Origin of the sequence: Sphingobacterium sp. BIGb0165 (assembly GCF_024810095.1) — a bacterium.
GTDB lineage: Bacteria > Bacteroidota > Bacteroidia > Sphingobacteriales > Sphingobacteriaceae > Sphingobacterium > Sphingobacterium detergens.
The window spans coordinates 255,196-268,992 of record NZ_JANUEB010000002.1; the positions used below are offsets into that span (position 1 = coordinate 255,196).

7 protein-coding genes are annotated in these 13,797 nt (G+C 39.9%); all 7 read left to right on the top strand.

What is annotated here, in order from left to right:
- Window positions 1–204: 204 nt before the first annotated feature.
- The 7 genes from M2408_RS04855 to M2408_RS04885 all read left to right on the top strand — a co-directional run bounded on the left by M2408_RS04855 (window position 205) and on the right by M2408_RS04885 (window position 13,693).
- Window positions 205–3,288, top strand: a complete 3,084-nt coding sequence (locus tag M2408_RS04855; RefSeq protein WP_259179761.1) for a SusC/RagA family TonB-linked outer membrane protein — start codon at window positions 205–207, stop codon at window positions 3,286–3,288.
- 12 nt (window positions 3,289–3,300) lie between these two features.
- Window positions 3,301–4,869 carry a SusD/RagB family nutrient-binding outer membrane lipoprotein gene (locus M2408_RS04860; RefSeq protein WP_259179763.1) on the top strand — a complete coding sequence of 523 codons (1,569 nt, stop codon included), beginning with the start codon at window positions 3,301–3,303 and terminating at the stop codon, window positions 4,867–4,869.
- A gap of 19 nt (window positions 4,870–4,888) precedes the next feature.
- Window positions 4,889–5,692, top strand: a complete 804-nt coding sequence (locus tag M2408_RS04865; protein WP_259179765.1) for a DUF4397 domain-containing protein — start codon at window positions 4,889–4,891, stop codon at window positions 5,690–5,692.
- A 2-nt stretch (window positions 5,693–5,694) separates the two neighbouring features.
- The gene (locus M2408_RS04870; RefSeq protein ID WP_259179767.1) at window positions 5,695–6,687 is read left to right on the top strand and encodes a phosphodiester glycosidase family protein; all 993 of its coding nucleotides are present in this window, start codon (window positions 5,695–5,697) and stop codon (window positions 6,685–6,687) included.
- 379 nt (window positions 6,688–7,066) lie between these two features.
- On the top strand, window positions 7,067–8,311 hold the full coding sequence (locus tag M2408_RS04875; protein WP_259179769.1) for a DUF1343 domain-containing protein: 1,245 nt from the start codon (window positions 7,067–7,069) through the stop codon (window positions 8,309–8,311).
- A 70-nt stretch (window positions 8,312–8,381) separates the two neighbouring features.
- Entirely contained in the window at window positions 8,382–11,837 is a 3,456-nt protein-coding gene (locus tag M2408_RS04880) for a TonB-dependent receptor (RefSeq protein ID WP_259179770.1), read from the top strand.
- 11 nt (window positions 11,838–11,848) lie between these two features.
- Window positions 11,849–13,693, top strand: coding sequence for a RagB/SusD family nutrient uptake outer membrane protein (locus tag M2408_RS04885; RefSeq protein WP_259179772.1), 1,845 nt, complete (start codon window positions 11,849–11,851; stop codon window positions 13,691–13,693).
- Window positions 13,694–13,797 lie beyond the last annotated feature (104 nt).

Below are 13,797 nucleotides of genomic sequence, written 5' to 3' on the forward strand. Positions count from 1 at the left end.
TATTGCGCGTTTTAAATCTATTTTTTGTTTTAATATATGCGTTTTTATGCTATATTTGATTAAAGAAATATATAAACCAATATTTTGCCTGAGATTCATTTTGTAAATAATTGAGGATTTGAGAAATTTCCCACTCTTAGCTACTTGCTGGGAAAGGGAGTTTTAAAGTTATAAAACCTAGTTAACGAATTAAATTGTTTAAGTATGAAAAGAAGTCTGCTCTTGCTAATGAGCTTACTATGTATGTACTGTACTGCTTTTGCCCAAAAAGTCATTACAGGTAAAGTGACTGATACAAAAGGTGAAGCGTTAAAAGGCGTTACTGTTCAAGAAAAAGGAAAGAACACGCAAACTGCTACCAGTTCTATCGGTGCTTACAAAATTACAGTAAGTGACGGTGCGACATTGATTTTTCGATCTGTAGGCTATACGTCTACCGAACAGAATATTCAGGGTCGATCGGTAATTAATGTTGTTCTCTCTGATAACAGTGCTGCAATAGACGAGGTCATCGTGACTGCCTATGGTATCAAGAGGGATAGAAAGTCCTTAGGGTATTCAACGCCAATTGTTTCTGGTGAGGATGTCTCAGATACCCAACGGGAATCCTTTTTTCAAGGCCTCCAAGGTCGTGTCCCAGGTTTATCTATTAATAGTACAAGTGGTTTGCCCGGTGCTTCCGCGCAAATTGTACTTAGAGGGTTTGCATCCATATCAGGAGATAATAATGCGCTTATTGTTGTAGATGGGATACCGATCAATAATTCTACCATCAATGAGAATGATCTTGCAAGTAATGGGGCTAACCAGAGTTTGGATTATTCCAATAGAGCTATGGATATCAATCCAGATGATATCGAGACCTATACAGTTTTGAAGGGACCTGAAGCTACAGCTCAGTTTGGTAGTCAAGGTGCTGGTGGCGCAATTTTAATTACCACAAAAAAAGGAAAAGCTGGCAAGTTCACGGCGAATTATACCTTCTCGGGACGTGTTGAAAGCGTTAATAAATTTCCTGAAAGACAGTATGTGTATGCGCAAGGGTTGAATGGTTCCTATGATGGAACAGCGTCGACTGCACTTGGTCCGCGCTATCCCGAAGGTGTTCATATCTATGAAGATAATGTGAAAAATTTCTTCACCACAGGTTATAATCAAAAACATAGTTTGGCTTTTGAAGGAGGAACCGAAAAAGTAACTTATCGCTGGTCAAATGAATATAATAACAATACCGGTGTAGTGCCCAATACCTTGTATAAACGTTTTTCAACACGGTTAAACAGCACGGCTAAGTTTGGCGACAAATTAGAGTTCAATACCTCATTGAATTATATTTATTCAAAAAATGATAAGGTTAGACGGGGGGCTTCTGGCTATCTGATGACATTAATGAGTTTCAATCCGATTTTTGATGTACGCGATTGGATAGATGATAAGGGCAATCGGGTGCTTCATAATTCCGATATTTTTAATGAAAGAGATAATCCTTTTTGGGATGTTTATCGGAATACAGCGTATGACGTCGTTAATCGTGTGCTTGCGACCTCCAATATCTCCTATCGCGCAAACAGCTGGTTGAGCTTGAATGGGATTATCGGTATCGATTTTTCAAATACACTAGGACAGAGTGTGTATCATCCACAATCTTTTTCGGGTTCTGGTTCTAGTACTGCTATGAGGAATGGTTCTATTAATGAATACACAGTAAACGGACGTATTCTTTCGGGCTCGTTCATGGCAAATGTAAAAAAGAATTTATCAAAGGACTTTTCTTTTCGTGCAAATCTAGGTGCTGAATTTAAAGACTATGACTTTTTGACAAATTCACAATATGGCGAGGATTTTTATGATCCGGATTTTTATAGTATTAATAATACATTTCCAAGTTCAAGACTTGTAAGGAGTGCTGCAGCAAATTTTCGAACAGTAGGATTTATGGCGCAGAGCGGATTTGGATATTTAAACGATATGGTTTATCTGAATTTGACGGGGCGTTTGGATGCGGCCTCGCGTATGATGCCTAATAATCCATATTTTGCCTATCCTTCTGCTTCATTGGCTTTTAATTTTACTGATCTGGATTTTTTCAAGGATAAGGTTTCTTGGATGACCAATGGAAAGTATCGGATTTCAGTAGGTACTACAGGAAAAGCGCCGTATAAGAGTTACTATACACTCTCAAATTTTGAACCAAAGAATACGACAGGGGGCGGGTTTGCTTATGGCGTCAATGGCGGGAACCCTAATTTGAAGGCGGAAAAAACGAGGGATTTTGAAACAGGTTTAGAGCTGGCGTTGTTGGATCGTAGGTTGACCTTTGATTTTAGTTATTTTAACAGGTTAAGTACCGGCCAGATTATTATGCCTAGATTGAGTTATGGTTCCGGATTTGTACTGCGCATGATGAATGGAGGCGAGGTGAAAACTTATGGTACGGAATTGCAGACAACGATTAACCCGATCAGAAGGGATAATCTAAAATGGGATCTAACGTTCAACTTTACACAGTATAAAGGTAAGGTGCTGTCGCTGGCGGAGGACCTTCCGGAGCTTTATGAATCGGATACGCAGGTATTGGGGGGTGTTCGTTCTGGAGTGGTTCCTGGATATAGTATTGGTACTTTGACGGGTACCCGATTCAAAAGAAATGATCGTGGAGATGTTTTGATCAATGCGCAAACAGGCCTGCCAATAGCGGGTACGGATCGTTATTATCCTATTGGAGATCGAATCCCTGATTTTACGCTTGGAATAGTCAATAAATTAACCTATAAAGATTTTTACCTTACATTTTTGTGGGACTGGCGGAAAGGTGGAGATGTATTGAATGGTTTGGATTATAGGTTGTATATTAATGGTATGTCCTCTAAAACGTTGAATAGAGAGGAGCCAAGGGTGATTGCAGGGGTGCTGGAGGATGGTTTGCAGAATAGCGAAAATCCAACAATTAATAGGATTGCTGTGACTCCTTATTCCTCTTCTGGGTATTATACGGTCAATACAGAGCCGCAGATGTTTATAGAAAAGGACATCTATACGGTGCGTTTACGTGATGTTACGTTGAGGTATAACCTGCCGAAGCATCTGACACGAAAAATTGGAGCACAAGCTGGTCTGAGCGTGTTTTTTACAGCTACTGATGTTTTTTTGTTTACAAATTATACAGGATTAGATCCTGAAAGTAATATGAATACCCCTGGCTTAGGTGGTATTGGTGGTTATGGTATCGACTTTGGAAACATGGCGAAACCTAGGGGTTTTAACTTTGGTCTTACTTTAAAATTATAGGAGGAAAAAGAGATGCGTAAACGTTTCTATATAATCGTTGTTGCCGTACTCGTGCTGATGAGTGGTTGCAGAAAATACCTGGATATAAATGAAAATCCGTCTAATCCTCAGTTGGTGAAAGCTGAGTTGTTATTAGCGCCTATTATAGCGCAGATGGCAAGTGGATATTCGCAGGATCAGCGTCAGATGAATAAATTTAATCAGACAATTCTTGGCGGGAGTAGTGATGTTTCTTCCAAAATTTGGGAAAAACATGGTTTTCCGGAAAGAAGTGATGTTGGGGGTGTCATGTGGCGTATGGTGTATTTTGATCTGGGATTGAATCTGGAGCGTATGATAAAAGATGCGCTGGAAAATGAAAAATATGAGTATGCGGCGATTGGTTATGCGATAAAAGCTTGGGGGTACCAATCTCTGACGGACTATCATGGGCCGGTTATCCTAGATGAGGCATTTCGCTCAAACCAACTTTCGTTCAAATACAATGACCAACCAGAGGTCTATGCAAAAGTAAGGCAATGGTGTGATTCGGCATTGTTATACCTCGATAAAAAGAGTCCGATAGATTATAGTGCTTCATTGAATTCTATAAAAGGAGATAATTTATATCGGGGTAATATGGAGCAGTGGCGGCGTTTTGTGTACGGTTTGAAAGCGATACAATATATTCATTTGGTCAATAAGCAGGATTTTAAAAGTAAATATGCTGATTCAGTGGCAAAATTTGTTGACCTGTCCTTTCAATCTATAGCAGACGATGCCGGAGTCAAGTTTACTGGAGATAAGTCTGCGAATGCGAATGTGGTAAGCGCTTTGTTTGGAATCTATACAACTTCCTATTATAACCGTGCGGGGAAGCCTATTGTCAGTTATCTTACGGGGGGACTTCGTGGTGCGCCAATTGAGAATCCAAAATCATCTACTGATCCTCGTTTGTCCCGCATGCTGATGATAAATAATGTGAGGGATAGTATTTATATCGGCGGGGAGCCAAATGTTACGAATAGTACCGTGCCAAATATTCTTGGAGAATTTGTGAACAATACCTATCAGGGGAAATTTATCTTTAGAAATACGGTCGATTTTCCCTTAATGACACATGCGCAATTGCAATTGGTGAAAGCTGAAGCGCTGTTTGTTAAAGGAGATAAATCTGGAGCTTATGATGCTTATCAAAAAGGAATTGTGGCACATATGAACTTTGTGAATAAATATATAGATAATAAAGAAGTTGCGATTTCGCTGAATGATATGAAGGCTTATCTGGAAGGAGGGGAAGTTGCAAAATCTGCTGCAGACTTGACTTTGGCTGATATTATGGGGCAGAAATATATTGTGCAATGGGGATGGGGAGGCTTAGAGCAATGGTGTGATCTTAGGAAATATCGTTACAGTCCAGAAGTATTTAGACAGTATATTCCATTAAGTGGCAGTCAGCTTACTTATAATGATTATTGTTACAGGGTGCGGCCGCGTTATAATTCAGAGTATGTCTGGAATGAAAAAGAATTGGATCGTTGGGGCGCATTGGAGCCTGAATATGTTACTAAACCAACCTGGTTTGTTACTGCTGAGAATTGATGAAAATAGATTGAACATTATGAGATTTTTATATAAAACTATATTTTTTGGACTAGCGGCATTTGGAATGGTTGCTTGTAAAAAATCTATTCAAGACTTCGGTCAAGTGGAGTTCTTGGGTAGTAGTGATGTTATCGTTAAAATAAATATGGCTTCAATTTATCCTGATGATCGCTATATGTATGTTAAATTTGATGGACAACGGGTTACTTCGCTAATCAGGGGGCGAGAGCCATTTCCGGGTGGTGGTTATAATACAAGAGGGGATTCTCGGCCTGATTTTTTGAAATATAAGGCTGGTAATATTAAGGTTCAGGTGGGGCTTCCCTATCGTATGGATGATGGTCGGGACTCAATAGTTCTGTATGAAACGCAGGTGAATTTCGAGGCAGGAAAAAGGTATACATTACATGTGACCGATACAGCTAGTAATACCAGGATGATTTTGAATGAAGAAGATTTGTCCCGGCCAGACTCTACGCAGGCTCGTTATCGATTCACGAATCTGATGCCTAATGTTCCTGCGATAGACTTGTATTACGGGGCAGCGGCAACTGCCGCTGAGCCGACCCAAGATTCTTTGGTCGCAAAAAATATCCAATATCTCGAGAGCAGTCCTTATTTTGAATTGAATCGTATTGCGACGAGGACCTGGAAGATCCGACCTGCTGGTGCTCCAGTTACAAATGCTTCGGTTATTGCGTTTTATTCGAATGCGGGGGCCGTTCTTGATAGAAGGTCCTATACTGTGTATGCGTTAGGCTATAATGGATTTACGACAGCGATTATGAAGCCTTATCTGTCATTTTTCTTAGTCCGATAGTTATGAAAAAGAATATATTATATTGCCCAATTAAGATCAGCTTGATGTTTGTCTTGTTTTTGATCTCTTTTGTTTCCTGTAAGAAAAGGGATGATTATCCTAAATTTGATGATAAAAAAGAAGGGCTTGTGCCAGAAGATGTTATTCCTCCAGACGATAAAATCGAAAAAATTACCCAGAAAATTATGAATCAGGCAGATGTGGTTGGGGTTTTTCAGATGGATTCTACAGTTAGTCTGGCTGATGGATTAGAAAGGACCCATATTCGGTTTCTCAATAAATTAAATCAACCGACGAGTATTCAAATCTTAGAGATAGATCTCAAGAAAAAGATTGTTCCTTATGTGATGAGTTCGTTCGATGATCATCTTTATGTCGCGCAGCCGGTTTCGGATATGGCTAAATATAATGAGGTTTCATCTGGAGGGGAGATCCTGGCTGCGATTAATGGGGCTACTACTGCTACTTATTCCTATATAAAAAATGGGCGTAAGATCAATATTTCTACCACTTCAGGAAAGGAAAAGACCAGGCCGTTCTTTGCTGTTCAATCTGACGGGGTAGCGTACATTGGAAATTGTTTTGATACTTTGCAGTTTAATTTTGAACCTTATGATATTAATAAATTCAAAGGTTTGATTTCTGGGACAGGCTGGCTGCAGTATAGAGGGAGCGTTATTGTGTCTACTTCGGCAGTGGTGCAGGCAAATACAGCTCTTGGCTTATCTTCTGATAGATCTACCTTATATGCTGTTGTCGTAGATGGGGCAAATAGTAGTTTTTCAGTGGGGGTAACTTTTAATGATTTGGCTCGGATAATGAAGGCTATCGGCTCTTATGATGCTTTTGTGGTTAATAGTGGTGGTGCTAGTGTAATGGCTCAGCGGCAGCTTTCTGCAGGTTCGGTTGGACTGGCGTCGTGGAACATTGTGAATAAGCCGCCTGTGAGCATGATTGGTAGTTTAAATGGAGTTGGTTTTGTGAAAATGAAGTAATATCGATTAAAATAGATTGCGTAAAAAAGTCGGAAGGATTTCTTCCGACTTTTTTATTGGGGTGCGGTTAGGGTAAAGATGTGCGTTATTATGCTTTATTGTGAGTGTTTTTTTGACAACCTGTTTAATGCATATGTTTTTTTAAAAGATATATTTGAGGTGTTTTTTGTTTACGAAAATGTCTTTTTTCTTATTTTTTAGTCGAATATAGGGCTTTTTAATCTTGAAGGCTTGGGTAGGATACTTAGTGAACACTTACTTTATTTTGCGTTTTTTAATTTGTTTCGTTTATAAAACGAAAAAATCTACTTACTTTTATCCTGATTTTCAATTATTCATGCATAAAACTGCATTTTATGCATGGTCTAATGGTCTATTTATGATGAAACATACCTTACTAAAATTAACCTTCGTGGTCTCTCTTCTCTCTCTGGCTTCTTGTGGTTATGCACGAAGAACCGTTGTCCTGAATGAAACGAATGTTATGGATGATGTAAAAGGGAGTGTCGGTACTACTATTATTCCTGGGGCGGATCAATTGTCGCTGTATTTGCCGCAACTAAAAGGCAAAAAAGTCGGTATTATGGGGAATCAAACTTCCATTGTAGGGGACGATAAAAAGCATTTAGTGGATGTTTTGCTTGAAAATAAAGTAGATCTGAAGTTTGCTTTCGCTCCGGAACATGGTTTTCGTGGGAATGTTGAGCGTGGAGAGAAATTTGGAAACGATATTGATCAAAAAACTAGATTACCTTTATTTACTCTTTACGGTGGTAATAAAAAACAAGATTCGATTGTCAATTCCATCGATGTGATGATTTTTGACTTACAGGATGTGGGAGCACGCTTCTATACGTATATTACTTCTTTACACCGTGTCATGGAATTATGTGCGAAGCACAATAAGAAACTTATTGTTTTGGATCGCCCTAATCCAAACGGAGATCAGGTAGATGGGCCTGTGCGCCATGATGATAAATTTAAGTCAGATGTTTCCTGGCATAAAATTGCCATGATTCATGGATTGACCATTGGTGAACTCGCGCAGATGATTAATGGCGAGAAATGGCTGGAGAATGGGCGTCAGGCTGATGTGCAGGTTGTAAAAGTGCAAAACTGGAATCACAAGAAGATGTATGATCTGCCTGTTATTCCATCGCCAAGCTTACCCAATCAGCTTTCGGTACGCTTATATCTCTCCCTCTGTTTGTTTGAGGGTACAGATATTTCGGTAGGTCGTGGTACAGACTGGCCCTTTCAGGTGTTGGGATATACAAATCCTGTTTATGGATCTTTTACGTTTACTCCAGGTGAACGTCATGGTATGTCAAAGCATGTAGAGGGAAAAGGCGCCATGAATTATGGTATCGACATACGTAGCCTGATTCCTGATAAACAAAAATTTACACTAAAATACTTGCTGGATTTTTATAATAAGACACCGGATAAGACTACGTTTTTTGCTCGACCAGAATTTTTTGATAAGCTAGCTGGGACAGATAAATTGCGCAAACAAATTATGGATGGAGAATCCGAGGGGCAGATTCGGGCTTCTTGGGCTGCAGACTTGAAGGTTTACAAGCAAATGCGTAAAAAGTACCTGTTGTATAGCGATTTTGAATAACCTATTGCGAACAATACTAACGAATAAACAATACTAACTAGAATCATTTATTTTTAAAACTCTATAATCAATGAGAAAATTTGTACTATTTTCTGTTGCTCTTGGATTGAGTTTTCCTTCTGAATCCTATTCTTTCGTAAAGAAAGAGGGCGCTTTGAGCAGTGCTAACTTGACAAGTGCTCTTCTTCGCTCTTCATCGAAGACTTCGGTTCAAAATACGGTGCAAGGTACTGTAACGGATGGAAAAGGCCCAGTCTCAGAAGTAAGCGTTTCTGTCATTGGCGGGACCGCGTCTACTAAAACCGATGCACAGGGGCATTTCAAGATTACAGCCGCTGTGGGAAGTAAGCTGCGTTTTTCATCCATTGGGTATGTTGCGCAAGATGTTACTGTCACGTCAAATACAGTTAATGTGACGTTGGTGGATGATAATCAATCCTTGGAAGAGGTTGTTGTTGTCGGTTATGGTACACAAAAGAAAGGTAATTTGACAGGAGCAGTTGCTTCTATTAATATTAAAGAGACGATGCAGGGGCGGCCAATTGCTGACGCTGGTCGGGCAATGCAAGGGAGTACGCCAGGTTTGAGCGTTACTATACCTAATGGCGAGGTTGGATCTGATCCGACAATTAAGATCCGGGGACAAATAGGATCTATTAATGGATCTAGCAATCCATTGATCTTATTGGATAATGTTGAAATCCCAAGCATTAATGTTGTCAATCCTGATGATATTGAGTCAATTACTGTTTTAAAAGATGCTGCTGCTTCTTCTATTTATGGTGCTAAGGCGGCATTTGGTGTTGTTCTGATAACGACTAAGCAGGGGGCTAAAACGGAAAGCAATACAATCAGTTATTCCAATAATTTCTCTTTTCAGAATCCATTCAAGAAATATGAAATGGGGACAGTGGATGCTTTGAGGTATTCGTTGGATGCTGGAAAACGAGAAGGAAACAATTTTGTTGGGGCTTTCTATAAAATCAACGAAGAGAGCTACAAGAGAGCTGTCGAATGGCAGGAAAAGTATGGCGGTTCTATTGGTAAAGATGATCCAACCTTATATGAGCGTGACTGGTATTTTGATCCTGCTACAGGATATAAATATGGTGTCAGGACTTACGATCCATTTGATTATATGATTCGTGAATGGGCTCCGACACAGCAGCATAATCTGTCACTGTCAGGGAAGACTGGTAAAACGGGTTATAATGTTGGGTTGGGGATGCTCGATCAGTCCGGTATGTTAAAAACAAATACAGATCAATTCTCGCGTTACAATGCGTCAGTAAGAGTTACAAGTGAATTGAACAAGTATATTACAGCGCGTGCAGGTGCCATCTATTCCCGGACGAATAAACAGTATCCTTATGCAACAAATTCAACCACGGCTGATCCGTGGCTTTATATGTATCGATGGAGCTCATTGTATCCGTACGGAAATGATGGTGACGGCGATCCGATCCGTAGCCCGGCCTATGAGACTGGGGCGGCAAATGTTGCCAGTCAAGTGAAGAATTACATGAATTTTAATGCAGGTGCTACTGTAAACTTTATGAAAAACTGGAAGCTTGATTTTGATTATACGTTGTCAAATCAAGAAATGCTCTGGAACCAGCCGGGAACTCGTTTTACTGCTGGTAATTCATGGGGTGCACCAGTGAAAAAATTAGATGCTGCTGGCAATCAGAGATATGTGGATGGATCGGGTAACTATGTAGATGCTTCAGCTACAGGTGCTGTGCCAGCATATGATTTAGACTATTTTACATATACAGCATCCGGAGCTAATCCGGATCATTACCGCAGGGATAATTCAAATATTCTACGTCACACGATCAACGCTTTTACGACGTATAATTTAAATCTTGATGGTGGTCATGATTTTAAATTTATGTTAGGTCTAAACCGTATCGCGGAGAAAACAGAAAATTCTTGGACTCAAGTTACTAAATTGCTAGATATTAAGAATCCGCAATTGACATTTGGTTCAGGAACTGTGACTGGATCGGGTGCGAAATTTTGGGAATCACAAATCGGTTTCTTCGGTCGTGTGAATTATGCTTATAAAGATAAATATCTTTTTGAGGCTAATTTGCGTAGAGATGGGTCTTCAAAATTCCCGACAAACTTAAGATGGAAGTGGTATCCATCGGTGTCCGCGGGATGGGTAGTGTCGCAAGAGTCTTTTATGGATTGGTCTAGTGATTTTATGAATCAATTGAAAATCCGGGGATCTTGGGGTAGTATTGGGGATCAATCTGTTTCCAATGCGTTATACACAAGTTTTATGGAAAACTCGCAATCTACATGGATAGGCAATGCCGGTGATAGGAATTGGTTTGTCGGGACGCCGGCGGCGGTTTTATCTGCTATCGGTTGGCAAGATATTGCAACATTAGATGTTGGTTTTGATGCGCGTTTCTTTAAAAACAAACTGGGTTTTGTATTTGATTGGTATCAACGGGATACAAAGAATATGATTGTGCCAATGGAGGGTGTTGCGCCAACATTTGGTTCTAAAGCTCCGATGGGTAATTTTGGAGCATTGCGCACTCGCGGATGGGAATTTGCTGTCGATTTTAATCATCGATTTGAGAATGGCTTAGGTATCAACTTGCGAGCTAACATTTCTGATGCGAAGTCTGTTATCACGGAATATGGAACAACAACGATTGTTACTGAAAACTATAGTGGTAAGACTTATGGCGAAATTTGGGGATATGAAACAGATCGTTTATATCAAAATAGCGATTTCGTCTATAATGGAAATGACTTAGTTACCGCGGTTATAGATGGTAAGACAATGAATAAGTTGTCGGATCCGAATGGAGCTTACCAAAGTTGGGTGCAAAATTCCGCTACATTCCGATTTGGCCCAGGTGATGTTAAATTCAAGGACCTGAACGGAGATGGTAAGATCGATAATGGTAAGAAAACATTGGCGGATCATGGTGATTTGAAAGTTATTGGTAATTCAACCCCGCGATATGAGTATGGCTTTAGATTGGGCGCTGATTTTAAAGGATTTGATGTTTCGGCATTCTTTCAGGGTGTAGGTAGTAGACAAGTATGGGGGACAGGTTTCTTAGCGCAGGCAGGCTTTAATTCTTCAGATGGTGCTATGCCAGCGGTAATGTCTTCAAATTACTGGACTAAAGATCGTACAGGTGCGTTTTATCCGGCTCCTTTTAATAATGGTGGAACAAATGATATCAATAATATGCAGATTCAAAGCCGTTATTTACTAGATATGTCTTATCTGCGGGTGAAGAATCTGACGCTCGGTTATACGGTTCCGGCAGGTACCTTAAAACGAATCGGTATCAGTAACCTTAGAGTTTACACTGCGTTGGAAAATTTCTTTACTTGGGATAAGTTGAAGGGGCTGCCAATCGATCCGGAGGCTGTGGACGGTGTGAATATGTTTGTTGATGTGTTAAAAAATAATTACAACGGTGGTCGTACTGGAGTTGGGACGCCAACTTTTAAATCGGCATCTGTGGGTGTTCAATTAACATTCTAATTGAAATTATCATGAAAATAAAAGCAAAATTTATATATATATTATTAGGGGTTTCAATGGGACTGACAGGCTGTAATAGCTTGTTGGATCGCCCAGCCCTGGATAAAATTACAGACGGACAAGGTCTTTACTGGCGGGATGAAAATGATCTCAGGCTGTTTGCGAATGGATTTTATACGCAGTATTTCAATGGTTATAATAGTTCCTATACAACGGATTATACGCCAGTTAGGGGGTATACCTTTTCTGATGATTTGACTTTTAGTGGTCAGCAGACTAGTTTTGAAAACTCTATTCCAGATTCGAGATATTCTGTTGCTGAAGCTGGCGATTGGTTGAGCGGTTATGCAGGCCCAACCTGGAACTTTTCCTGGGTACGTAAGTCTAATATTTTCTTGGACCGTCTAGAGAATATGGCTAAGCCTAATTTGACACCAGAACAGTATAATCATTGGACTGCCGTGGCTCGTTTTTTCAAAGGATTTGAATATGCGCGCTTGGTTTCTGTGTTTGGTGATGTGCCTTATTTTGAGAAAGAAATACCTGCGGCTGATTTTGATACTCAGTATAAAGATCGTACGAATCGTGGCGAAGTAATGGATCACGTGTATGATGACTTTGTATTTGTGCTACAAAATATGCGTAATGATGACGGGGTAAATGTCCTGAATAAATACGTAGCAGCTTCTTTTATTTCGCGTTTGATGCTATTTGAAGGGTCTTGGCAAAAATACCACGGTTTGGATCAGGCTAAAGCGAAAAAATATTTGGAATTGGCGCAAAGTGCTGCTGAGATTGTGATGAATTCTGGTAAATTTTCCTTTGGTTCGGATTTTAAAAGCTTGTTTTCTTCGCAAGATTTGAATAGCAACAAGGAGGTTATCCTTTATCGTAAGTATGACGCTTCTGTCAATGTGTTTCACGCTATCGGTTCTTATCAAAATGGTATAGAGGCACAGGCGGCAGCTCCAAACTTGAAGCTGATCAAGGAGTTTATTTGTGTTGATGGCAAGCCATTTGCTTCATCTACTGTAGAAAATGTCTCGGATTTTTCCCTAGCAAATTTGGCAAAAACGCGCGATCCTCGGTTTGAGGCTTCATTTGATACTGATCTAAACTCGAAGGCTTCCACTTTTGTTTATGGAACCAAGTATGTTGCGCGAAATGGGTATAAAATTCCAAGTGCAAATCCGGATTATTCAAAATGGAATTCCAATACAAATACTTCTGATGCTCCCGTTATCCGATATGCGGAAGTCGTGTTAAACTGGTTGGAAGCAAAGCAGATTTTGGCTGAATTCTTTGGGGGAGCTGCTGTTGGCCAGTCGGATATAGATAAGTCAATTAATGCGATTCGTAACAGGCCTTTGGATGAAACCGCAGTAGCAAGAGGAGTGAAGAAAACAGCAGGGCTTCAATTAGGGGCTATCGCGAATGATCCTTTGCGTGATGGAGATGTGTCGCCCTTGATGTGGGAGATCCGTCGTGAACGTCGCATGGAGTTTGTTTTTGAGTATTCACGTTTAATGGATCTTAGAAGATGGAAGAAACTGAATTATATGGATTTTTCCAAAAATACCGATTACTTTACGGGTATCTGGGTTGATGTGGCAAAACAAGCTCCAGATTTTTTGAAAGCAAATTATATTAATGTTACCAAAGTTAGAAAGGCGGATGGTACTATTGTGACTTACAATGGTTCAAATGCTGCTGAAATGGTTGGTTTTATTGTCGTGCAAAATGCTTCAAACAGAAATGCAATAATGGATAAGAATTATCTGGCTCCTGTTGGCCAGGCGCAAATGGTTGAATATGAGCAGCGCGGTTATAAACTGACCCAAACAAAGGGCTGGTAATTCGATTCTTAATACTATTAAGCCTTGTCTAATTCTTAGACAAGGCTTTTTTGTAAATCTATTGGAAAAAAAATAGGTATATGTTTGTTGTATCAAAAATATCA